Source organism: Tunturibacter psychrotolerans, assembly GCF_040359615.1.
In the GTDB taxonomy this organism is placed as follows: domain Bacteria; phylum Acidobacteriota; class Terriglobia; order Terriglobales; family Acidobacteriaceae; genus Edaphobacter; species Edaphobacter psychrotolerans.
In genome coordinates this window covers 1,414,489-1,437,261 of record NZ_CP132942.1, presented here as the reverse complement: position 1 = coordinate 1,437,261, position 22,773 = coordinate 1,414,489, and the positions used below count along the sequence as shown (strand labels likewise).

The following is a 22,773-nucleotide window of genomic DNA, read 5'->3' as shown; positions in this document are numbered from 1 at the left end:
TGAACACTACTCTTCAGTCACCGATTGCGGGTCAAGCTCAATGGCGACGGGCACGCTTGAGTCACGCTCTCTGGAAGCGGAGTACAGATAACTCTCGCCAAAAGCGGGACCGCTGAGAGATCTTCCAACCAAGATAAGTGCATTTCGGTCTACTCCGGATCTCGCAACAATCTCTCGAATGGTTGATAGAGTCCCTCGCAGAATCATCTCGTCCGGCCAACTTGCTCTAAACACTACAACTACTGGACATCCTGGCCCGTAGAGTGGCAATAACTGCGACGTCACCATGTCGAGGTTCACAATGGATAAATGAATCGCCATTGTTGCACCCGATTGCCCCAGCGTCGCAAGATCTTCTCCAATCGGCATTGCCGTAGACCGCGTTGATGTTCGAGTCAAAATCAAAGTTTGCGCAACATCTGGAAGAGTTAACTCCTGACAGAGAGCAGCGGCAGCACCCGCAAATGACGGAACGCCAGGAGTTACGTCGTACGGAATACCAAGCGGCGCAAGGCGGCGAATCTGTTCCGCCATTGTGCTCCAGATCGACAGATCCCCTGAATGAATTCGGGCGACGTCAAATCCATTCTCGTGGGCCGCAGAGATCTCTGCGATGATCTCATCAAGATTCATCTCTGCTGAGTCGACAATGCGAGCGCCAGGTGGGGCATGTGCGATCACCTCTTTCGGTACCAAAGAACCGGCATACAAACATACAGGGGAACGGCTAATCAGATCCCTTCCCCGCAGCGTAAGAAGGTCGGCAGCTCCGGGCCCAGCACCGATAAAATGAACTGTCATGGCAGCACCGCTACTGCACAAGTGCAGAAACGTCCCGTTTGGCGAGGCAAAATAAGACGCGCCGCAGGCCCGAGTGAAGCCAACGCCGCTGCTTCTGCAACATTGGCGGTCCCCACTGTTGATGCTGCCAGGAGCGAATGACTTTGGATTCCACGAACATGCGAAAGAACGCTTGCCGGAAACAGCACAAGTCGCAGCCCGAGAACTGCTGCAACGGCCTCTGCGATGCTTGAACACCGATCCAGCGTTGCAACCACGCTATCGGGAGCTATTTCACTCACACATCGCTGAATAAGCTCAATCACATCCGAAGCGACCGCGCGAGAGGAGCAGCCAATCCCAATTGAACAAGACATCATGACTTCACCACCGCCCATTGGGTAATCGGCATTAGCTGCCGCCAACCTAACGCACCGCCAACCGGCTCAGCGTGGGCAACGAGAATTCGCACAAGCTCTCCCCCATACGTTTTCTGCCACGTTGCTAAAGCCGCCTCGCTCTCAATCGTCACCGCATTGGCAACAAGCCTTCCGCCCTTGGTAAGTCTATTCCAGCAGGCTTGAAATAGGCCATCCTTGCTGATACCTCCACCGATGAAGATTGCATCTGGTGAAATCAAACCATCGAGAGTTTCCGGAACGCTTCCTGCAATGACCTCCAGCCCTGGCACACCAAGTCGTTTCGCATTCGCCAAAATTCGGGCGATTCTATCGCCGTTCCTTTCAAAGGCAATACAGGAACAGGAAGAGTGAGAGCGCATCCATTCAATTCCTATCGTTCCCGAGCCGGCGCCGATATCCCACAGTAGTTGACCAGGTACTGGGGCAAGACTGGCAAGCGTAACAGCACGAACTTCGCGCTTTGTCATTTGGCCGTCTGTGAAATAGAACTCGTCGGAAAGCCCCGGAACAATCGGCAACGACCTAGTTCCGGAGTCTAGACTGCAACCGACAGCGATCAAGTTCAAGGCACCACATCGCTCTGTAGACCACTGCTTTGCCAAGTCGTCCCGACGCTTCTCCGCAGTACCACCCAGATATTCGAAAACGGTTAGTTGGCTTGACCCATACCCGCTACTAGTTAGCATGCGCGCGACAGCTGCGGGTGTAGTGCCGTCTTCGGAGTAAATCACCAACCGTTGACCCGAGTGGAGATGTCGGTGCAATTGCTCGATAGGACGGTTTACGAGCGATATCAAGACCGTTTCCCAAATTGGCCAGCCGAGGCGCGCGCAAGCAAGGGAGAATGCGGAAACCTGCGGGATAACAAAATATTCCGTTGGCTCCAATTCGCGGGTCAGTGTCACACCAACCCCAAATAACATAGGATCACCGCTAGCTAAAACGGAGACTCTATTTCGCCGACGATGGTGCGTCAGAATCTCGTGCACCGCTGCGGACATAGGAGACGGCCAGGCGACCTTTGTCGCCCGGCCCGTTGATATATGAGCCAGATGTCGAACTCCACCATAAAGAAATTCGGCAGACTCCACCGCTTCCCTCGCAGCCGGGCTGAGGCCCTCCCAGCCATCTTCTCCGATGCCTACAATTGATAGCCAGCGCTCATTCCAATCAAACCTCGCAACTTCAGATGGAGTAGTCAGCATCGGTTTAAGCCTCATAGCTCCGGGGAGTGTAGATCATCTCCCGATCATTCGAAAGCGCAAGACTGCGAGTTGTCGAGGAACCAACGATAATCAGCGTCTGCATATCAGCTGCGGCCGGATCGAATCGTCCGAGATCTGTGATCACAATCCTCTCATCTGACCTACCAACGGCACGGGCGAGTACAACTGGGGTCTCCGCAGCCCTATAGCCGGCGAGAATCGCCTTTGCCTCTGCTAGTTGCCATTTCCGCTCAGACGAGATCGGATTATAGATAGCAAGCGCGAAATCAGCGGAAGCCACCGCGTGCAGTCGTTTCACGATTACTTCCCATGGCTTTAGACGATCGGATAGCGAAAGAACACAAAAATCGTGCCCTAGAGGAGCCCCCATTCTGGCAGCGGCCGCTTGCATCGCTGATACCCCGGGAACAATCCTAATATCGAGAGAACGCCATACCTCCGGCCCTTCATCGACTGTCTCCAGCACGGCAGCAGCCATTGCGAAAATACCTGGATCTCCGGACGAAACGACGCAGACACGCCTGCCAGTCTCCGCAAGAGAGAGGGCATGCCGTGCGCGCTCCGCCTCCACCTTGTTGTCCGAGCCGAAACGTCGTTGGCCAGATCGAATCGGGACACGGTCCAGATATCGCTGGTAGCCCACCAAATCAGTTGCTTCAGCCAGTGCTTGCTGGGCCTCCGGCGTAATCCATTCAGCTGAACCAGGACCCAGTCCAACAACCGTAATCCGACCCGCGTCTTTCACGGGGTTGCTGATCCGGCTCTGCCGCGAATCGGGAACCAGGATAAGCGAAAAGTAAGGAACGCTTGCCGGATCTACGTCGTTCAGTTTGGCTATCCGTTCCTGGCTCATAGTTGCACGTTCAATGTAAAGGGCCTTGTCGAGAACGCCTGCCCTGGACAGCGCATTTTTTACCTTCGAGAAGTTGCGGCCAAGTTTCATGATCGCGAAAGCGTCATATGAATTTAGTCTAGCGGCCAACACATCTTCAGAAAGAGTGGCGGGGAGCAACGTTAGCTCTGAATCCCTTCGGACAAGAGGAGTCGCGAGCCTTGCCGCGGCGGCCATCACCGATGGTATTCCGGGAATTACTTCGGTGGGAAAGCGGTGAGCAAGTCTGTCGTGAAGATACATAAAAGACCCATAGAGAAAGGGGTCGCCCTCACAAAGAACCGCCACATCGCGCCCAATAGAAAGATGAGCGGCAATCTGCTCAGCCATTTCGTCATAGAACTCTGCGATTATTGCCTCATACTCCCCACTCTGATCTGCCGGCTCGGTTGTGAGCGGGTAGATCATCGGCAGCTCAATCTGCTCGATTGTCAACTCTGAGCTCACGATGCAGCGGGCATTGCTTTGGCCACGCTTGGCCATTGGATAAGCAATCACTTGAGCCTGTCTGATGATACGCAGCGCCTTGATAGTGATAAGCTCTGGATCGCCAGGTCCAAGTCCCACACCAAATAGTCGGCCTGGCATCGTGCTCTTGATCATTCTTCCTCACTTGCCAGAGCGTTGACGGCAGCCGCCGCAATGGCACTTCCACCTCGACGACCTCGTATAGTCAAATAAGGAATATTTTGTCTGTTGGTTTCAAGAGCTACTTTGGATTCCGTAGCGCCCACAAAACCAACAGGAACTCCAATGATGAGCGAGGGTTGCTGCGCGCCGTCTTCGAGCATTTCGAGCAAGTGGAACAAAGCGGTCGGTGCATTGCCGATCACAACAACGGAACCGCCTAGTTTCTCGCGCCAGAGTTCCAGCGCCGCCGCACTTCGGGTCGTTCCGAATCTACTCGCTAGTTCGACGGTACGGGGATCATTGAGTGTGCAGATCACTTCATTGTCTTTGGGAAGCCTGGACCGCGTGATCCCATTTGCCACCATATTTGCATCACAATAGATGGGCTTTCCCGCAAGGAGTGCCATCTCCCCGACTTCAATCGCTGTTGGTGACGCGGCGACATACTGTGGCAGGTCCGTCATCCCACACGCATGAATCATCCGCACAACAACGCGGGCAAGACGCGGGGAAAAGGCGGATAGATCTGATTCCGTTCTAATGATCTCAAAGGATTCTCGATAGATCTCTTCGGCACTTTTTTTATAGGTCATCATCGTGAAGAAACCTCAGAGCGCAGTTCGGACCGGCACGCAAGCACCGCATCTAGGGCAGAGTCACGCGAACAATTCGACGCTATAAAACGCCCATTAGTCCGCAAGTCGTAACCCGAAACAGTTGCGATTAACTCGGCTGTCGCACCGTTTCGCATAGCACACTGCTTTTCACATCCTGAGATGTTGACTTTCCATCCGGGCTTCACAACTTGCTCAGACAGCAAGTGCGCCAAGAGAGACGCGTCATTCCTCACATCAGCCAAAGACGCATCACAACCGGTTCCTGCACAGACAAAGACTCCTCCATATCCACTTTTGTTATCGAGCGACAAACCCACGGATTGGAGCCTTGCAGCAACTCGACGAATCGCGCATTCGGGAATGGATCCGATTATGATGCCTCGCCACGGGGCTAGCCGAAGATCTCCATCCCATTCCGTTGCGATTGAGGCAATGCACTGTGTCTGCGCTGACGTCAGCCGTCCGAGAGGAACCAAGGGCACCAGGTTTACGAAACCGGCCTGCTTCGTCAAGTAAACTCCTACAGGCGCCTCGGCCACAAACTTGCGGTCATTCGAACAGGGACAGTCCACCAGAAAGTGAGATAGTTCACTAAGTAGATGGTTCATAGCCTGCGACATTGATGCAATTTTTCTTGCCCTTGCAGGCACGTCAAACTTTTTCGAAATATAGAGGCATACCTGTGCCGCCTCAAGAAGGCAGTCAACTGCCTTATCAATCGTCACGCCGAAGCCAGAAAAAATACCACCGATCACTAGATGAAATAAATGAGAATCGTCGACCGTTATTACTCGCAAGGCCAAATCGTCATCTTCATGGTTAAACCAGCTTCCCCCGCTATCGATAGCAAAGCTGAACTTGGGCGGTAGACCAGCCATCCCTGGGTCTCTGGTAATGCGGCTATCTAGCTCTCGAACAAACGGCCGCGAATCTAAAATCTCGTCGAAGCCTAAGCCGGCGAAGGGGTTTGTCACTACATTGCGAACGCGGTCGTGATTCGGTGAAGGCAAAAAGCCTGCGGAATCAAGTCCCCGAGCCAAATAGTTCAAATTCTCATTTTCAATGCCCCGCATCTGCAGATTTGAACGTGAAGTAATCTCCACATGTCCATCTGAAAATGCGGCGGACAGTTTGGCAATAGCAGAGAGTTGGCTGGGAACAATCATCCCACCCGGAACTCTGATCCGAGTGAGTAGGCCATCCTTTGCCTGAACGGCATGAAGAATTCCAGGGCAGAAATTCTCTCCAACTCTCATCGTAGAACTTTCTTTCTTAACTAGCGGTAAAACGGATCGCTTAGAAATCACGTTTGGCTATCTCGTCGTAGTCCGTCCTGAACGTAAGCCATAATTGCTACTGTCCTCGCAGAGGTCTTAGTTTTTCAAACCTCCACCATCACGCCCATAGCCTGGATGGGAATAACGTTCTTATCGCCACAAGAGGAGTGGGGAAACACAGCCTTGAGAGGTACGCTGTGGTCGCCCGGCCTTCCCCTCGGAGGCGTGTGCAATTCTGCCCATATGGGCAGCGTTTACGGCAGGTTTTCGGACTTACAGGCTGCCTATTCACTCCAGCTTCCCAGTTCACAACCGAACCAGTGCCAATGTGGAGTTTTCGTTCCTGATTACCGCTGCGGGGCAGTTCCGGGATCTCACCGGATTCCCTTTCAGCCTGCTTCTTGGAAGCAGACACCGGAAACATTTTGAGTATAGACCAGATAAATATTCCTAACAACGTGATCCATCACCATTAGGCGATAGATGTCAACGCTTTGTCACGATCGCTATCCCACTCTCGCCTCAGCCGTCTTCCCGCTGTTATCTGTCGTAGCGGATCCTAAGAAGGCCTCTTTATTTTGGTGACAGTTGCCTTAAGTTATCCGATTTACTTTTTCGCTGTTTTAAGAACAGGTGGGTGCCCCACCCGTTCCCGGTGATCAATCTTACTGATCCTCAGCTGCGGGCTCGACCAGTGAAATCGACGGTCGCTTTCCCGCTGCATCATCCGCGGTCTGAAGTGGATGGTGGCCCGGGGCAGAGTCCAACTGCCGACCTTCGCGTTAGGAGTGCGCTGCTCTATGCAACTGAGCTACCGGGCCACGTTTTGCTAGTGTATCGCGTAGGTTGTTGGTGCTGCGGTGGTAAACTTGGGGGTGGAGAGTTTATGCCTGAGATACAGCGTCGACGTGCGGTTACGGTGAATATTGGTGGAATTCGGGTGGGTTCGGATTCACCGGTTGTGGTGCAGTCGATGACGAATACAGATACGGCTGATGTTGAGAGTTCGGTGCAGCAGATTGCGGCGCTGGCGCGCGCCGGCTCCGAGATGGTGCGCGTTACTGTCAACAACGATGAGGCGGCGAAGGCTGTACCTGCGATCGTCGAGGAGCTTGCGAAGAAGGGCTGGTCAACTCCGATCATTGGGGACTTTCACTACAACGGTCACCTGCTGCTGAAGAAGTACCCCGAGACGGCGAAGGCGCTGGCGAAGTACAGGATCAATCCGGGCAATGTGTCGATCGGGCGGAAGGATGATGACAACTTCCGGACGATGGTTGAGGTTGCGGTCGAGCATCAGAAGCCGGTTCGGATCGGCGTGAACTGGGGTTCGCTCGACCAGGCGCTGCTGACGAAGATGATGGACGAAAATTCGAAGAGCACCAATCCCCTGCCCGCTCGCGATGTGATGATGGAGGCGATGGTGGTGTCGGCTCTCGATAATGCTGCGGCTGCGGAGCGTTATGGATTGCGGCGGGATCAGATTATCTTGTCGGCGAAGGTTTCGGGGGTGCGGGACCTGATCGATGTCTATACCGAGTTGGCAAGGCGTTGTGACTATGCGCTGCATCTTGGCTTGACCGAGGCTGGGATGGGGATGAAGGGCATCGTGGCTTCGGCTGCGGGTCTGGCTCCTTTGCTGCTTTCGGGGATCGGGGATACGATCCGGGTTAGTTTGACTCCGACGCCGGGTGGGGACCGGTCGGAGGAGGTTCGTTGCGGGCAGCAGATTCTGCAGTCGCTCGGGATTCGCAGCTTTATGCCGCAGGTGACCAGTTGCCCTGGTTGTGGGCGGACTACCTCGACCTACTTTCAGGAGCTGGCGGAGCGGATTCAGGGTTATCTGGTGGCTTCGATGCCGGAGTGGAAGAAGCAGTATCCGGGAGTCGAGGAGTTGAAGCTGGCTGTGATGGGCTGCATTGTGAACGGGCCCGGTGAGTCGAAGCATGCCAATATCGGGATCTCCCTGCCTGGTACGTTCGAGGAGCCGAAGGCTCCCGTTTATGTTGATGGCAAGCTGTTCACCACGTTGAAGGGTGATCGGATCGTCGAGGAGTTTCAGGTAATTCTCGATGAGTATGTCGAGAAGCGATATGGCCGGGTGCCGGTCGAGGTCTAAACACTTTTTCTCATTGATAGCCGATTGCAACGATGTGCACTACAGCGTCTTGCCTTATGTCGCGGGTACCCCCTCCCCCCTTAGGGGGTATTTTGGACGTAAATTACTTGTATTCAATAGCTTACAGCGTGGCTGTGTCTGCAAAATATTCATAACAAACGAGTTACGCCTAAAATACTTGTTATCAATGAATTAGCCCCGGACCGAATCCCGGGACCAGTTTGTTTGGTTCTTAGTAACAAGTATAGCTTCTGGTGTGGAACTAATGCGCCACGCGGAAGTCACTGTTTTGAAGAGGTTTTGTTCGATTCAAGGGCTTGACAGGTTTTGATACTAGATGCAACGGTATGCCGCCACCCAATGCAACGATATCTCGCCACTAGCGGCATATCAATGCACAGTTGTCCCGCCAGCCACTACATTGGTTTCCCCTGAATTATTGCGGTCGCGGACGCTTCGAATCCTGCTCCAGTGGAATCGGTCGTTTTCAGGCGCAACTCTCTCCCGTATTCGCATCACCCATTGCAGAACAGACGCAAAGTTGCAGGCGTCCTGTGACCCCGAGAAGTGGGCATAAATCCAAATGTGTGACCGTTTGTGAGACGTTTTAGGCCCGCGAGATTGGCTGTGAAAGCAGTTTACATACCATCCTTAGGTCAAAGTACGTGCGAAGATGTGCAGCCCAGTGCATGTGTCTCGGCCGGGCATTTGAAATCCAAGTCATCAAAGTAAGTAAACTTATACCCCGTGAACAAGATCGTTGATGGGATGAATGGGACTTATTTGTCCGTGCTAGGACTGCGAGCAGATTGGTCCTTCAACTATCCGAATTAGAAGAAGTTGCGATAAACGCTCGCGCGTTCCAGCAAAGTAACCTTCGTCAATTACTACTGTGTACACACAGTTGGACTCAAATGCATTACATTTTGCCCTCAACGTGCACTGTGAGTCGGCACGTTAAGGGCCCCGTGTCGCAGGGCGCGAAAGGTCTTGCTGCAGTTCTGTCGTTGAGTCTTGGTTGAAACTCGTTAGGAATTTGGATTCATTCTCCTCTCTCACCACGAATCAACCACGGGACGCTGGAGGTGAGTCGTGTCGCTGGTTAACTCTGTGTCTACTGGTTTGGCCATATCACGTCTTCCACCCTGCATTTCAAGCAGGTTTGAAGCGGCCGCGAAGTCCTTGCTAAGAGCAACGCTTTTTATCTGCGTATTGATTGCTGTGACTAAGTCGGCGTTGGGCCAAATAGCGACTCCGGTAAATGTGCCTACCTGGCGATACGACAATAGTGAGGCGGGAGCAAATACTCAGGAGACACTGCTAACTCCAGCTAATGTGACTGCCTCATCGTTCGGATTGCTTTTTTCAAGATCCGTAGATGGCTATGTCTATGCTCAGCCTCTCTACATCAGTGGCCTTACGATGAGTGATGGGCTAGTACACAACGTTGTTTTTGTAGCGACCGAGCACGACTCCGTTTACGCTTTCGATGCTGATTCGAACGCTGGCACAAATGCGCAGCCACTGTGGCAGATAAGCCTACTCAGCTCAGCTTATGGCGCTGCACCTGGCGCAACCACGGTTCCCAGCGCGGATGTTGACACAAATGACATTGTTCCTGAAATAGGGATCACTAGTACCCCTGCGATCAACGTCGCTGGCAACACGATGTACGTCATTGCCAAGACGAAGGAAGGTGGAGGATATGTACAGCGGCTGCATGCGATCAACATACTCACCGGAGCAGAGCAGCCAAACAGCCCGACCATTATTCAAGCGACAGCGTTGGGCACCGGAGCTGGTAGCTCAGGCGGTCAAATCGCGTTTAGTCCGTTATGGCAGCTGAACCGCCCGGCCTTGGTCTATTACAACGGCATAGTGTATGCCGGCTTCGGTTCTCACGGTGATAGCGGCCCATGGCATGGCTGGTTGCTGGCATATGATGGCACAACACTTGGCCAGACTGGGGCTATCTGTCTATCTCCTAGCGGTTCTGGAGCTGGCATCTGGGCGTCAGGTGCCGGAATGCCAATTGACAATGGAGGGACCAGCGGACGAATGTTCCTTTCAACGGGCAACGGCTTGAACACTACGTACCCTCCGTTCAATCCGAGTGTCAATCTCGGGGACAGCGTCGTGGAAGTTAGTCTGGCAGGCGGCAGTCTTGCTGTGACTGATGCCTTCACAACTTTCAATCAGGCCGCGTTATCCGCGGCAGATCACGATCTGGGGTCCGGCGGGGTTCTTCTGTTGCCCGATCAAGCAGGTCCCAATCCTCATCTGCTGATACAGGCGGGAAAAGAAGGACGCATCGTGGTTTTAGATCGAGATAATCTCGGTGGCTATCTACCCGGAGGTACTTCGAACACAAACGCCTTGCAGGATATTCTGGGCGCAACGAAGGGCATCTTCAGCACTCCCGCCTACTGGAATGGAAGTGTTTATACATGGGGTAGTGGGGACTATCCTAAAGCGTTTAGCCTCACTAATGGTGTACTCGCATCTACCACTTCCAGCCTTGGCACTGTTACCTCCAGCTTTCCGGGGGCCAGTTTCGTCATATCTTCAAGCGGGACACAGAACGGTATAGCGTGGGCTGTACGGCAGACCGGAAGCACTACTCCCGAGACCCTCTACGCCTTCGATGCCACCAACCTGTCGAAGATTTTGTATGAAAGCGATAAGCAGCCGCGCGACAATCCTGGTCTGTCCAACAAATTTGTTGTACCTATCGTCACGAATGGCAAGGTGTACGTCGGAGCGCAGCATCAGCTTGATGTATTTGGCTTACTCAATGGCGAACCAGTCGCTGCAGTACCAACCATTATACCCAACGGGGGTGTCTTCGAGGCGCCCCAGCAGATATGGCTCACTACGGCAACACCTTCTACGAGCATTTTTTATACGTTAGATGGAACGGTTCCTACAACCGGCTCCAATCTCTATACTTCGCCCATCACGCTGACGGCGGCTACAACGGTCAAAGCGATGGCGAGTGGAATCAACTACCTTCAGAGCTCGATAACCTCCGCAGCGTTCACTCCGTCGCCATTGACGCCGCTGCCGGTATTCACCCCAGCTGGAGGCACCTATACCTCAGCGCAGCAGGTTGTGTTGTCCGACAGGGACAGTTCCGCCACGATCTACTACACGCTGGATGGTTCTACTGCTACAACCTCATCTGCGGTCTATTCGAGTCCCATAATGGTGGGAGCAAATACAACCGTAAGCGCCTTGGCAGTAGATCCGGCGCTGCAGACAAATCACGCTGTCTCGGACGCTTATGTCATACAGCCCGGCGGTTCGAGCATAAATTTTGGCAGCGGCTTTGCAACCCCTGCTGGGATTACCTTCAACGGCACAGCTACTACCAGCAGTGACGCGTGCCTTCAGCTCACGAGCGGAGGCATCAATCAGGCGGGGAGCGCCTTCTATAACGTACCCATTGACATACGCGCCTTTACGGCAGACTTTGCATTCCAGATTCTTAATCCGATAGCAGACGGCTTCACGTTCACGATACAGAATGCAAAGGCCACTGCACTGGGAAACAACGGCGCGGCCCTGGGTTATGGAAACACGAAAGCCATGCCTAACAGCGTTGCTGTTAAGTTTGACTTCCACAACAACGCGGGAGAGGGCAACGACTCTACGGGGTTTTATACAAATGGGGCGATGCCCACGATTCCTGCTGTCGATATGACGTCGAGCGGAGTCCTTTTGAATAGTGGCAACATCATGCAGGCCCATCTGTCATATGACGGCACCACTCTAACCTTAACTTTGACCGACATCGTCGCTGCCAAGACATTTACGTACAGTCAGGCGATTAATATTCCCCAGATCGTGGGAGCCAATACGGCATATGTAGGCTTCACAGGCGGATCCGGCGGAAGCACAGCAGTTCAAAAGATCCTGACCTGGACCTACAGTGCCTCGGTGGCCGCAGTTCCTCCTTCATCTCCCACCTTCAGCCCCCCAGGGGGCAGCTATACGACGACGCAAAACGTTGCGCTCAGCGATACCACTTCCGGTGTCGCGATTTATTACACGACGGACGGCACGACTCCAACAACGTCCTCTGCGGTGTACAGCAACCCTATTGCGGTTAGTGCAGGAACGACGACAACCTTCGAAGCATTTGCTGTTGTGCCATCTGGATTGGAAAGCGCAGTGACTACTGCAACCTATGTTATTTCCGCGACGGTACCTAGTGTTACCGCCGCGCCAACGTTCTCCCCCGCGCCAGGCACATACGCGAGTGCGCAAAGCATTACACTCTCCGACTCCACAGGGGGCAGTGTCATCTACTACACAACGGACGGCACAACACCCAGCACCAATTCTTCGGTGTATTCCAACCCCGTTCTGGTTGGGTCAACTGAGACTATTCAAGCGATGGCTATTGCTCCTGGTCTTTCGGTAAGCTCAGTGTCGAGCGGCGGGTACACGATCAATCCGACTCCTGAAGTGATCAATTTCCCAAATGGTTTCGCGGGTGCCGCAAGTAGTTTCGTCTTTAACGGAGTTGGGCTTCTGAGCGGTTCGACGCTGCAGTTGATGACTGCAAGCCAGACATCTTCCAGAAGTTCGATATGGTTTACACCGGCTGTCAACGTTGCTACATTTACGAGCGACTTTGATTTTCAAATTCTCAACGGGGTCGCAGATGGTTTCACCTTCGCCATCCAGACTAAAGGACCCTCGGCCATCGGATCGATAGGAAGTGGACTCGGATTCGGAGGCGGAACTGCTGGAATAGGAAAAAGCCTGGCAATCAAATTTGATATTCACAACAACTCAGGTGAAGGATCAGATTCAACCGGATTTTATACAGATGGAGCACAGCCAACGATACCTGCCATCAACTTGACTACTTCCAATATCGTCTTGGCTAGCGGGCACATCCTGCATGCGCACATCACTTACGACGGTACGAACCTTACGTTAACGCTTACGGACGCTTCAACATCTGCGAGCTTTACCGCGACGGAAGCTGTTAATTTAGCCAGCGTACTTGGTGGCACTACTGCTTATGTGGGCTTTACAGCAGGAACTGGCGGTTCAAGCATGAACGCTAACATCCTTGATTGGACTTATCACAATTAGTAGACGCAAATTTTACATGCTTTCGTTTCTGGTCACGGATCGTCAATTGCATTGTTTGCACGTTCGCCTTGACGAACGGATCGTAACCACCACGCGTGAACGAATTTCCACTACGCGTAGTGCCGATGCGTTGTTGCTGATGATCGGCGCGACCGCGAACACATCCTGGCTTCCGCCGAACCTGGAGCGTGATGCCAAAGGCTATATTTACACGGGAAGAGACCTGACCGCGTGGCCTCTTGATCGAGAGTCGTTTCCCTTGGAGACAAGCCTTCCGGGCGTATTTTGCACTGGCGACGTTCGTCACGGTTCGATCAAACGTGTAGCCAGCGGTGTGGGCGAAGGCAGCATGTCGATCGCGTTCATCCATCAATATCTGGCGCTCACCGGCGGGCCTGATCTTACCCGCGTTTGAAATTCCAAGACCCTTTGAAATTTTCGAACTCAGTCGATACTTGATGCGTGGCCATTTCCGCCGTTGGAAAGTCTGGAGACATTCCCCTGCGCTGGCTCTAATCAGCATCCTTCATTGATGAGAGAATCCATCGAGGGTGAGCTCATGGCCAGGACGAAGAAAGTTGTCATTACTGCGTTCGGCGACGAAAGCAAGCTTGCGATTGTCGAGAGTGATCTGAACGATCCTGCAGCCGGCGAAGTTCAACTGTCGGTCGAGTACACCATCGTTTCAGGTTCCGACGTGAACATGCGTCGCGGCACGTATCCGCTTCAAAAGAAGCCGCCCCTGACTCCTGGTTATAGTGTCATTGGCAAGGTGCGATTGAATGGCCCGGGCTCCGCAAAGTTCGGTATTGGTGACTGCGTTGCATGTCTTTCGAAGTATGAGGGACAGTCGGAACTAATCAACCTTCCGGAACAATTTCTGGTAAGCGTGCCCGAGGCCCTGGACAAAAAGGCTGCTGTCGTCCTCATCCTGGACTGGGTCACCGCGTATCAAATGCTGCACCGGGTGGCGCATGTTACAGCTGGCCAGAAGATCTTCGTTCATGCGTTGAGTGGCGCCGTGGGAGGCGCGCTCCTACGGCTCGCAAAACTACAAGGAGCCCAGGTCTTCGGTACAGCTTCATTGAAAAAGCACGACGAACTGCGGCAACTCGGAGCAATCCCTTTCGATTATTTGAATAAGAGGTGGATCGCCTCCACGCAAGACCTCGGTGGGGTAGACGCGGTCTTCGATCCACTCGGATTTGAGAGTTTCGACGAGTCCTACTCGATCTTGAAAAGGGGAGGGGTTCTAGTGGGGTATGGCATGAACTTGCCGGCATGGACCAATACTCCTGAACGTTCGGTGATCCCTTCAGCTCTCAAACTGTTCTCGAAGAACTTGTTCTTTTGGTCGGGAAAGCGCACCACCTTTTTCGGCGTGAATCGCGGGTCAAAACACTTCGCTTCAGATCTGCAGCAACTTTTTGAATGGCTCAAAGACGGAAGGATCTCCGTACCAATCAAAAACACCTTCAGGCTTAGTGAGATCCAAGAGGCACATCGGGAGTATGCCAGCAGCGAACGCATGGGTTCTATTGTGATTGAGGTTAGCCGATAGCAGCCCACAGGATTTCTTGCTTTATCCGGAGTCGGGTTCAGTCCTGGCAAAAGCTCTTCTCGTCACCTGGCCGCATAGTCGGCATCTCGGACAAGTGACGTCCCGTAGTTCCTCAGAAACGGGGTTATCGGCACTTCACACTGAATCAGCGCTCCTTTCGCGCCCGGTTAGCTCTCAGCAATAAAGCGAGGCCCACTGCAATGGCCATACCACCATAAATCGCCCACTTAGTCTGTCCAGTCATGAAACTACCAGGCAGTACATTAATCCCTTGTAGGAACCAAATGACGCCCGCTAGAACCAGAAGACTAGCAGCGATATTCAGTGTGATCCTCATCATTCCTCCCGTGCCCGCACTTCGGGCCATTGTGGCCGCAGAGCTGTATACAACGAGGCGGCAATTTAGGCTCTCCAAGATGATCGCTTGGAAAACCTGGATTCAGTTAACAAATACCAGTTTTCCGGAACTTTCGGCTTTCGTTTGCGCAACTGGCTTTGCAGTTCTACGGATAGCCGGTCATACACTCAAGTAGTTCTGGCCTTTCGAGTCCGCACGATTTCCATCTGGTCTCCGCTCCGAGTCGGCGGTCGGAAAGTAAAATTACCAAACTAAAGGCGTCGTGTTCTTGGATTAGGAATATGCTGGTTCCGTCAAACTAAGCTCATCAGATGCTGGGTGCCCTTCTTGGATAGAGAGAAGACAATGATCAGAAATTTCCTGAAACAGCTCCTATCGGCTACCTTATCCTTCCTGCTGGTCATCAACGCCGTGCCCTTTGCAGCCCAAGGGCAGGAACCGGCACAAGCTCCGGCAGCGAACGGGTATTCGGGACAAGGCACCCCCCTCTCTGCGGATGATCTGGGGAAACTTGTGGCGCCCATCGCACTGTACCCGGATGCCCTGGTTGCCCAGATTCTTGGGGCCGCAACCTTTCCCGACCAGGTTGCTGCCGCCGCCGGCTGGCTTCAGCAGAACAAGAGTTTGACGGGCACCGCTCTAACCCAGGCCGTCGATAAGGAGCAGTGGGATCCCAGTGTGAAGGCGCTCACGCAGTTTCCTACTGTACTCGACAACCTGGCCGGGAATCTGAGTTGGACCTCTGGCCTCGGAGAGGCATACCACACGCAGGCCGCCGATGTGATGACGGCGATTCAGACATTGCGTGCCCAGGCAAAAGCTGCCGGCAATCTCAAATCCGGCTCACAGATCACGGTGGTGCAACAATCGCCGCAAACGATCGTGATTCAACCTACCAATCCACAGGTGGTCTACGTCCCGCAGTACAACCCGACCGTCGTCTATGGCACTCCGTATGTGACGCCGGGATACAGCACAGCAGCCGTCGTCACGACCGGGCTGCTAGCATTCGGAGCTGGAATCGCGGTGGGCATGGCGATAAACAATTCCGGATGGGGCTACAGCTACTGGAACTGTAACTGGCATGGCGGCGCTGTCGTGTACAGGAGCAATACCTACTACGGAAACAACGCATGGCACGGCGGCTACTATGGTTCCAGCGCAACTGCCTACGGCCCGAATGGCGTCGCGCGCGCTGGGAATGCCTATAATCCGTCGACCGGAACCTATGCCCGTGGCGCATCCACCACGACCGCTTACGGAACGCAAAAAGTCGGTCAAGCGTACAACCCGAACACCGGCGCGTATGCCGCCACGCACCAGGCTTCCAACGCCTACGGGAACTATGGAAGTTCGGTGGTCTCCAAGAACGGCAGCACCGCGTACACCCAACATCAAACTACCGCGCAAGGGTCAGTTGGAACGGTACAGACTTCGAATGGCGGCAAAGGAGTTGCGGCGTCCGGCGCGTACGGCAACAATGTAGCCGCGGGCCAAGCCGCCAATGGAAATAAATATGCCGCAGCAAACGGGAATGTCTACAAGAACACCGGGAGTGGCTGGAACCAAACCCAGGGGACCCCGAAAACTCCCTCAAGCTACTCTGGAGCCAACTCCGCTGCTGCTCGCGGCTATGGATCGCAGGAGCGGTCCGGCGGATCACCGGCCTTTGGCGGCGGCGGAGGAGGTGGTTGGGCATCCCGCCAGGAGAGCGCTCGTGGTTCGGTTAGCCGCGGCGGCGGTGGCGGCTGGGGCGGTCGCAGATGAAGCTATCTTTGGCGAGCAATCTTGGTAAAGAGCTTACAGGCGAAGTTTTGGAGGATGGAATGTCGCTCAAGCCCCGCAGAATTGCGTTGACCACCCCGTTACTGCTTCTGGCGCTACTTCTCCCCCTTGCCTCGTGCAGGAAACCCGAGACGCCCGAGAAACCTTCCATCACTGTATTTGCCACACCCGACGAAGCGGGTAACGCTCTGCTGACGGCGGCAAAATCAGGCGATCAAAATGCGCTGCTGGCGACGTTTGGCCCGGATTCGAAAGCGGTTCTCTATTCCGGCGATCCCGTGCAGGACAAGAATGCCGCCGCAGCCTTCGTGGCCGGGTATGGGGCAATGCACCGCTGGCGCAACATGCCGGATGGCGCCCAGATTCTGCTGGTCGGACCTGACAATTTTCCTTTCCCGATTCCCCTGAAGAAGAATGGCGATGGAAAGTGGTATTTCGATACGGCCGCAGGCAGGGATGAAGTCCTGAACCGCCGCATCGGCCGGAATGAGCTGGCAATTATCGATGTCTGTGGAGCAGTGGCGGACGCTGAGGCTGACTACTTCTCCCACCCTCACGATGGAGAAAAGACGAAGCAATTTGCGGCGAAGTTCATCAGCGACCCGGGCAAGCAAAATGGCTTGTACTGGCAATCGCCGAACGGGATGCCGGCGAGTCCGCTCGGGCCGTTGGCGGCCAACGCAACCGCCGAAGGATATACCGCAAAGCCCGAGGGACACACCCCGTTCCATGGCTACTACTTCCGCATGCTGCAAGGGCAAACCGACAAGGCGCCTGGCGGCGCAAAGAGCTACATGGTCAACGGGAAGATGACAGGCGGATTCGCCTTCATCGCCTATCCGGCGGAGTACGGCAACTCGGGCGTGATGAGCTTCATGATCAACCAGGATGGCGTGCTGCTTGAAAAGGATCTCAGCAAGACCACCACAGAAACAGCAACCGCAATGACCCAGTTCGATCCCGACCCCGGCTGGATCATCGTCCAGCAATAATCGTAATCGTCCGCTCCCGCCAGCAACACGGAGATGTCAGCCATTGTTAGGAGATTCGGCGCTAACAGGTCCCAGGACTTGGGCGGTGGAGAGTTCCTCGGAAGCTTAGCCACAGCTTTATCAAGATTCTTCTGTCTCTTGTCCGGGTCCTTCGGAGGATTCAGCGTCATGGTGGCAGATCCCGCCACAACAGCTGCTTGGTTTGGATCTTCTGAGATGACTGTGGCTGGATAGTTGGTCGGGGCGGAGGGATTCGAACCCCCGACCCTCTGGTCCCAAACCAGATGCGCTACCAGACTGCGCTACGCCCCGACTCTTTTTAGTTTATCGCATCGAGCGGGTTACCGCGATCAGAGCGTGCGAAAGAGGCCGTGGCTACTCGTTCCGAAGAGCGCATGGAAGAGCCCGTCAAAGACCCAGGTGAGCAGAAGCAGCGGCAAAATCACCAGTCCAGCCAACACGAGACACACCATGCCGAGAAAGAGCCAGCTTTGCAGCGTATGTTTTCGCGGCTCATCGACACTGCCAATCAAAAGCGCGTAGTTGCGGCGGTTGGCGCGCCACGCAATGTCGAACATATCGCCGAGAACCGGGATAGAGCCGACCAGCACTTCGATCGCGACGTTCGCCACCATGCGGGTTACAGTGACGTAGGAAACACCGCGCACCCATGCCGCGACAATAATGATGCACGAGGCTATTCCGCCGATCAGATCACCGACGCCTGGGATGAGGCCCACAATACCATCCAGACCGAAGCGGATCGAGGTGCCGGGGATCCTGATGAAATCGTCGAGAACGTGCGACAACAAGTCGAGATTTTCATCATCGAAAGCTCGCCCACCGCGTTTCAAACGGGGCGACAAGACCTCGGGTTTCGCGGTAAATGGCATCGGACCCCTTCCCGCCCCGCCCAGAGATTGCCCTGTTGGCGGCCAGTGCTATAATTCCATTATACGGCGGCTATAGTTCAGTGGCAGAACGCCGCTCTGTGGCAGCGGATGTCGTGGGTTCGAAACCCACTAGCCGCCCCAAACTTCTCAAAATCTTCAGACTGCGGATCAACCTTGTCCCGCGTACCCCAAGCTTCCTCTACGCCCGTCCCGGTCGCCGCTAACAGACTCCCGGTGCGTCTCTATGCTGGCACCTCAGGCTGGGCGTATCCAACCTGGAAGCCGGAGTTTTATCCTGCCGGCACCCCCGCGAAGAAGTTCCTTCAGTTCTACGGAACACAACTGACTTCGGTCGAAGTGAACTACACCTTCCGCGCCCTGCCGACAGCGAAGATGCTGGAAGACTGGCTCGCCGCGACTCCGCCAGACTTTCGCTTCAGCTTCAAAGCGCCGCAACGTATTACTCATCTCAAGCGGTTGCGTGGTTGCGACGAACTCGTATCTCAGTTTGTGGCGACGCTTGAGCCAGTCCGTCAGGCCGGCAAGCTCGGCCTGTTGCTGTTCCAACTTCCCCCTAATTTCAAGGCAGACGCCGAGCTTCTCAGTGCCTTCTTGTTTCTTTCCAAGCTTCACGAAGAAGGCGCTGCACCGATTGCGTTCGAATTCCGCCACGAGTCGTGGTTCAGCGAGAACATCTACACGATCCTGCGCGAGCACAACGCGGCGCTCTGCATTGCCGAAAGCGACGATCTATTGACGCCCGACGTGCATACCGCTGCGACCCACACTTCTTACCGGCTCCGCAGAAGTCAGGGTTATTCGGTGACCGAGCTTGACGCGTTCGCACAACGTTTCTCAGCACTCGCCGAACAACGCGACGTCTATATCTACTTCAAGCATGAGGACGAACCTACCGGCGCACTCAATGCCGTACAATTTCTCGCCCGCATCCAAGCTCAGGCGGCCAAACAGTAATGGAGACAGACGAGATCGAGAGTATCGCGAGCCACGCTGTAGAGTTTCAGCCCCGGCGTTTCATTATCAATGGACATCTTCAAACGATCATGGGCAACTACCTGCCTCGGATAAACGGGCTGCCCACGCCTGAGGCGACGCTGGTCGAAGTATCACCTGCTACCTCCACACAAATTGCAAGCCAGGTCCTCTGCCACTGCCATTGGCAGCCAGAAGAGGTGCGTGCGTCGCGACCGACAGCCATCCTTGTGCATGGACTGGAAGGTTCGTCGAACTCTCAGTATGTCATCGGCAACTCGAACAAGTTGTGGCGCGCCGGCTGCAACATCATCCGCATGAACATGCGCAACTGCGGAGGCACTGAAGCGCTCTCGCCGACGCTTTATCACTCGGGTCTCTCAAACGATGTGCTCGAAGTGATGAATTTCTTCGTCGCCCAACATGGTCTGCAGTCACTGTCACTGATCGGTTACTCGATGGGAGGAAATCTCGTCCTCAAACTCGCTGGCGAACTGGGCACCTCTGCGCCGCCAGAGCTCCGGTCGGTTATTGGCGTATCCCCCGCGCTCGATCTCGGCGCCTCGGCTGACGCTCTTCATCGCCCGCAGAATCGGCTCTACGAGCTGAAGTTCCTTCGCGCTCTTCTACTTCGATATCGCCGCAAGGTCGCGTTGTTTCCGCATGTTTACGATCCAAATCTAGCCACTGGTATACGCTCCCTCCGTGAATTGGACGACCGCATCACCGCCCTCTACTCCGGTTTCACCGGCTCGGATGATTATTACTATCGAGCAGCTGCCGCCCGCGTCATCGACCATATCGCCGTGCCAACGCTCATTCTCCACGCTCTGGACGATCCCTTTGTTCGTATCACCGAAGAGAGTTGCAGCAGACTTGAAGCGAACCCGAATATTCATCTGATTACGACTCACCACGGCGGCCACTGCGCCTTTCTCGCCCAACCCGACGCCGACACTGGCTACGACGGCTATTGGGCCGAGCACACGCTACTTCGTTTTCTGCTTGCCAATGCATCAGTCGCGCTCCCAACGTCTGCCCACCAGTAACGCTAAGATAGTTGCTAATGCTCTCTGACTGGTCCGCCGAATGTTCCTCAGACGATCCCGTGCTTGTCGTTCCCTGGTCTGACCCCTCCGATCCTTCTGGCAATCGCCGTTTCATCGATCTGCGCGAAAACCCTTACGATCTCGACCATCTCCCCGAAGTTGAACAGCATCCGCCGCTGATGCATGCTCTGCGCGCGCTCAACGCTTCCAGATCGCCCGTCTTCACCGCCAAGTGCGATGCGTGGCCGCTCGACGCAGAGCCGCTCGACGACCTCCGCCAAAATCTCGACGTGACGGCCGACGAGGCCCCCGCCGGCTTCGGCAGCTATATCGACATTGTTTGGCGCGACCGATCTCTCTTCGCCTCCTATCATCAGATGGAGCAGATGATGCACCGTCTCACACGCCACTCTTCTCCTCTGGACCATTCCCTTGCCATGCTCGACTGCGTAATCCGCCCAGCGCTGGTTGATCTTACCGGCCCGCAGGAGGGTTTCGCCGTCAGCCTTTACATAAAGGCTCTCGGCCACGATTCTCAAACCGCAGAGCAGAACTGGGCTTCAGCGTTGGACGCGGTAGTCGCCTTGTTGCGCAGCAAGGATCTCGCCTTCGGTTAGGCCTCCGCCAATTTTGAAACCCGAAAGCTCTCGATCCCGCTACAATCAATTCAGGACACTCGCGGGCGAGTAGCTCAATTGGATAGAGCACGAGCCTTCTAAGCTCGGGGTTGTGGGTTCGATCCCCGCCTCGCCCACCACCCGCACCTTGCGTCTGCGGTCCTAAGGCTTCGCTAAGCCTCCAGTAAAAGATCTTCTTCCGACGTCACAAGGTGATCTTCTCCAGCATGCCGGCTACCGATCGCATGCCGCAGGCCAGCCAGCGCGATGAACCCAATCGCCAGGCAGCAGACGCCGTTCCATCTCCAATGCGCCCAGGCCATCGTCGCCAACGCCGACCCAACTGCCGCCCCGGTAAAGTACACCGTCATATAAACCGTGTTGAGCCTGCTGCGCGCCGACGGAACTAACCCGAAGATCCTCGTCTGATTGGCCACCTGCGTCATCTGCGCACCAACATCGAGCACCAGCACTCCGACTACGAGCGCAATAATGTGGAACGTGGTCGAAATCCCCGCAGGCTCCTCCACCCAAAGCAGAATGTACGAGAACGCGAGCAGCCCCATACCCAGCGAGATGACCCAGCGCGATCCGTGACGGTCCGATAACCTGCCTGCCAGTGGCGCGACCAAAGCGCCCGCCGCTCCAACCACGCCAAAGGTTCCGGCGACGCCCGCACCAAGCCCGTAATGGCTCTGGAGCAAAAAAGCCAGCGTGGTCCAGAAGCAACTGAAGGATGCAAATACAAGTGCTCCGACAATCGAAGACTCGCGCAGCAGGGGCTGAGTGCGAAAGAGCGTCCAAAGCGACTTCATCGCGTCGGCATATCTTAGTTGTTGCTTCGGAGGAAGTTTCGGCATGACCTTCCAGATGAGCGGAACAAACGTCGCATTTATTACCGCAGCCACCACGAAGACCCACCGCCAGCCATGAATTCCACTCACCCATCCCGCGAAGGTGCGCGCCAGCAGAATTCCCAGCAACAATCCGGTCATGACTGTGCCAATAGCGCGCCCCCGCTGCTCCTGCGAAACCAGATCCGGCGCGATCGGAAGAACAACATGAGTGACCGAGGCAAAGAGCCCAAGCAGCAAGCTCGCTGCGATAAGCCAGCCCAGTCCGGGAGCAAGCGCGACCAGCAACAGTGCGACTGTCACCGCGCCATACATCCGCATCATCAGTGCGCGTCGTTCCAGCACATCGCCAAGCGGAACGAAGGTAAATAAGCCGATCGCATAGCCTACCTGGGTCGCAACCGCAACGAAACCGACATGTCCGGCTGTGACCCCGTAACTATGGCTCATCTCCAGCAAAAGAGGCTGGTTGAAGTACATCGTTGAAACGCTGACGGCACAGGCAAGCCCGAGAAAAGGCAGAGGTGCTCTTGGTCCGGATTTTGTCGAAGTTATCGAAGTGGTCATACCAATACTCTTCCTCTAGTGTAGAACCAGGG

The 22,773-nt window shown here is 54.9% G+C and carries 17 protein-coding genes, 4 tRNA genes, 1 pseudogene and 1 riboswitch; of the genes and pseudogenes, 11 read left to right on the top strand and 11 right to left on the bottom strand.

Annotated elements, in window-relative coordinates; translation table 11 throughout:
- Nucleotides 1-6 precede the first annotated feature (6 nt).
- The 8 genes and pseudogenes from cobM to RBB77_RS05920 all read right to left on the bottom strand — a co-directional run bounded on the left by cobM (nt 7) and on the right by RBB77_RS05920 (nt 6,665).
- Nucleotides 7-801 carry a precorrin-4 C(11)-methyltransferase gene (gene cobM, locus RBB77_RS05955; RefSeq protein ID WP_353065527.1) on the bottom strand — a complete coding sequence of 265 codons (795 nt, stop codon included), beginning with the start codon at nt 799-801 and terminating at the stop codon, nt 7-9.
- Entirely contained in the window at nt 798-1,157 is a 360-nt protein-coding gene (locus tag RBB77_RS05950) for a cobalamin biosynthesis protein (RefSeq protein ID WP_353067583.1), read from the bottom strand. Before RBB77_RS05950 ends, cobM begins: the two co-directional genes overlap by 4 nt.
- Nucleotides 1,157-1,720, bottom strand: coding sequence for a precorrin-6Y C5,15-methyltransferase (decarboxylating) subunit CbiT (gene cbiT, locus RBB77_RS05945; RefSeq protein WP_353067582.1), 564 nt, complete (start codon nt 1,718-1,720; stop codon nt 1,157-1,159). The genes RBB77_RS05950 and cbiT overlap by 1 nt, the downstream gene beginning before the upstream one ends.
- 48 nt (nt 1,721-1,768) lie before the next feature.
- Nucleotides 1,769-2,407: pseudogene (gene cbiE / locus RBB77_RS05940) on the bottom strand (precorrin-6y C5,15-methyltransferase (decarboxylating) subunit CbiE); the annotation flags it as partial.
- Nucleotides 2,408-2,411: 4 nt separating this feature from the next.
- On the bottom strand, nt 2,412-3,923 hold the full coding sequence (locus RBB77_RS05935) for a precorrin-2 C(20)-methyltransferase (RefSeq protein WP_353065525.1): 1,512 nt from the start codon (nt 3,921-3,923) through the stop codon (nt 2,412-2,414).
- On the bottom strand, nt 3,920-4,546 hold the full coding sequence (locus tag RBB77_RS05930; protein WP_353065523.1) for a precorrin-8X methylmutase: 627 nt from the start codon (nt 4,544-4,546) through the stop codon (nt 3,920-3,922). The genes RBB77_RS05935 and RBB77_RS05930 overlap by 4 nt, the downstream gene beginning before the upstream one ends.
- Nucleotides 4,543-5,823 (bottom strand): precorrin-3B synthase, encoded by a 1,281-nt coding sequence (gene cobG, locus RBB77_RS05925; RefSeq protein ID WP_353065521.1) that lies wholly within the window; start codon nt 5,821-5,823, stop codon nt 4,543-4,545. The genes RBB77_RS05930 and cobG overlap by 4 nt, the downstream gene beginning before the upstream one ends.
- Nucleotides 5,824-6,085: 262 nt before the next feature.
- Nucleotides 6,086-6,278: riboswitch (cobalamin riboswitch) on the bottom strand.
- Nucleotides 6,279-6,588: 310 nt separating this feature from the next.
- Nucleotides 6,589-6,665, bottom strand: a tRNA-Arg gene (locus RBB77_RS05920).
- Nucleotides 6,666-6,730: 65 nt separating this feature from the next.
- Here RBB77_RS05920 and ispG point away from each other — a divergent pair.
- The 6 genes from ispG to RBB77_RS05890 all read left to right on the top strand — a co-directional run bounded on the left by ispG (nt 6,731) and on the right by RBB77_RS05890 (nt 17,768).
- Nucleotides 6,731-7,963, top strand: a complete 1,233-nt coding sequence (gene ispG / locus RBB77_RS05915) for a flavodoxin-dependent (E)-4-hydroxy-3-methylbut-2-enyl-diphosphate synthase (RefSeq protein WP_353065519.1) — start codon at nt 6,731-6,733, stop codon at nt 7,961-7,963.
- Between the two features lie 1,182 nt (nt 7,964-9,145).
- Complete coding sequence (locus tag RBB77_RS05910; RefSeq protein ID WP_353065517.1) at nt 9,146-13,072, top strand: chitobiase/beta-hexosaminidase C-terminal domain-containing protein; 3,927 nt, start codon at nt 9,146-9,148, stop codon at nt 13,070-13,072.
- A 16-nt stretch (nt 13,073-13,088) separates the two neighbouring features.
- A complete protein-coding gene (locus RBB77_RS05905; RefSeq protein ID WP_353065514.1) occupies nt 13,089-13,487 on the top strand; it encodes a hypothetical protein in 399 nt (132 codons plus the stop codon).
- A 144-nt stretch (nt 13,488-13,631) separates the two neighbouring features.
- Nucleotides 13,632-14,633: a medium chain dehydrogenase/reductase family protein gene (locus RBB77_RS05900; RefSeq protein WP_353065512.1), complete on the top strand. Its 1,002-nt coding sequence runs from the start codon at nt 13,632-13,634 to the stop codon at nt 14,631-14,633.
- 703 nt (nt 14,634-15,336) lie between these two features.
- The gene (locus RBB77_RS05895) at nt 15,337-16,758 is read left to right on the top strand and encodes a DUF3300 domain-containing protein (protein WP_353065510.1); all 1,422 of its coding nucleotides are present in this window, start codon (nt 15,337-15,339) and stop codon (nt 16,756-16,758) included.
- Complete coding sequence (locus RBB77_RS05890; protein ID WP_353065508.1) at nt 16,755-17,768, top strand: DUF2950 domain-containing protein; 1,014 nt, start codon at nt 16,755-16,757, stop codon at nt 17,766-17,768. The genes RBB77_RS05895 and RBB77_RS05890 overlap by 4 nt, the downstream gene beginning before the upstream one ends.
- Before the next feature lie 235 nt (nt 17,769-18,003).
- Here the strand turns inward: RBB77_RS05890 and RBB77_RS05885 are convergent.
- Nucleotides 18,004-18,080 (bottom strand) — tRNA-Pro (locus RBB77_RS05885).
- A gap of 38 nt (nt 18,081-18,118) precedes the next feature.
- Nucleotides 18,119-18,661: a DUF4112 domain-containing protein gene (locus tag RBB77_RS05880; RefSeq protein WP_353065506.1), complete on the bottom strand. Its 543-nt coding sequence runs from the start codon at nt 18,659-18,661 to the stop codon at nt 18,119-18,121.
- 66 nt (nt 18,662-18,727) lie between these two features.
- Here RBB77_RS05880 and RBB77_RS05875 point away from each other — a divergent pair.
- The 5 genes from RBB77_RS05875 (at nt 18,728) to RBB77_RS05855 (ending at nt 21,460) form a co-directional block, all read left to right on the top strand.
- A tRNA-His gene (locus RBB77_RS05875) sits at nt 18,728-18,802 on the top strand.
- Between the two features lie 33 nt (nt 18,803-18,835).
- On the top strand, nt 18,836-19,636 hold the full coding sequence (locus RBB77_RS05870) for a DUF72 domain-containing protein (protein ID WP_353065504.1): 801 nt from the start codon (nt 18,836-18,838) through the stop codon (nt 19,634-19,636).
- Nucleotides 19,636-20,703, top strand: coding sequence for a YheT family hydrolase (locus tag RBB77_RS05865; RefSeq protein ID WP_353065502.1), 1,068 nt, complete (start codon nt 19,636-19,638; stop codon nt 20,701-20,703). Before RBB77_RS05870 ends, RBB77_RS05865 begins: the two co-directional genes overlap by 1 nt.
- Nucleotides 20,704-20,720: 17 nt before the next feature.
- The gene (locus tag RBB77_RS05860; protein WP_353065499.1) at nt 20,721-21,320 is read left to right on the top strand and encodes a hypothetical protein; all 600 of its coding nucleotides are present in this window, start codon (nt 20,721-20,723) and stop codon (nt 21,318-21,320) included.
- 63 nt (nt 21,321-21,383) lie between these two features.
- Nucleotides 21,384-21,460, top strand: a tRNA-Arg gene (locus tag RBB77_RS05855).
- 33 nt (nt 21,461-21,493) lie between these two features.
- Here the strand turns inward: RBB77_RS05855 and RBB77_RS05850 are convergent.
- Complete coding sequence (locus RBB77_RS05850; RefSeq protein ID WP_353065497.1) at nt 21,494-22,741, bottom strand: MFS transporter; 1,248 nt, start codon at nt 22,739-22,741, stop codon at nt 21,494-21,496.
- Nucleotides 22,742-22,773 lie beyond the last annotated feature (32 nt).

Excerpts from the sequence above, each read along its gene's own strand:
- cobM (WP_353065527.1), bottom strand. The coding sequence starts at position 801 with ATGACAGTTCATTTTATCGGTGCTGGGCCCGGAGCTGCCGACCTTCTT.
- RBB77_RS05950 (WP_353067583.1), bottom strand. The coding sequence starts at position 1,157 with ATGTCTTGTTCAATTGGGATTGGCTGCTCCTCTCGCGCGGTCGCTTCG.
- RBB77_RS05935 (WP_353065525.1), bottom strand. The coding sequence starts at position 3,923 with ATGATCAAGAGCACGATGCCAGGCCGACTATTTGGTGTGGGACTTGGA.
- RBB77_RS05930 (WP_353065523.1), bottom strand. The coding sequence starts at position 4,546 with ATGATGACCTATAAAAAAAGTGCCGAAGAGATCTATCGAGAATCCTTT.
- cobG (WP_353065521.1), bottom strand. The coding sequence starts at position 5,823 with ATGAGAGTTGGAGAGAATTTCTGCCCTGGAATTCTTCATGCCGTTCAG.
- ispG (WP_353065519.1), top strand. The coding sequence starts at position 6,731 with ATGCCTGAGATACAGCGTCGACGTGCGGTTACGGTGAATATTGGTGGA.
- RBB77_RS05905 (WP_353065514.1), top strand. The coding sequence starts at position 13,089 with ATGCTTTCGTTTCTGGTCACGGATCGTCAATTGCATTGTTTGCACGTT.
- RBB77_RS05900 (WP_353065512.1), top strand. The coding sequence starts at position 13,632 with ATGGCCAGGACGAAGAAAGTTGTCATTACTGCGTTCGGCGACGAAAGC.
- RBB77_RS05895 (WP_353065510.1), top strand. The coding sequence starts at position 15,337 with ATGATCAGAAATTTCCTGAAACAGCTCCTATCGGCTACCTTATCCTTC.
- RBB77_RS05890 (WP_353065508.1), top strand. The coding sequence starts at position 16,755 with ATGAAGCTATCTTTGGCGAGCAATCTTGGTAAAGAGCTTACAGGCGAA.
- RBB77_RS05880 (WP_353065506.1), bottom strand. The coding sequence starts at position 18,661 with ATGCCATTTACCGCGAAACCCGAGGTCTTGTCGCCCCGTTTGAAACGC.
- RBB77_RS05865 (WP_353065502.1), top strand. The coding sequence starts at position 19,636 with ATGGAGACAGACGAGATCGAGAGTATCGCGAGCCACGCTGTAGAGTTT.
- RBB77_RS05860 (WP_353065499.1), top strand. The coding sequence starts at position 20,721 with ATGCTCTCTGACTGGTCCGCCGAATGTTCCTCAGACGATCCCGTGCTT.
- RBB77_RS05850 (WP_353065497.1), bottom strand. The coding sequence starts at position 22,741 with ATGACCACTTCGATAACTTCGACAAAATCCGGACCAAGAGCACCTCTG.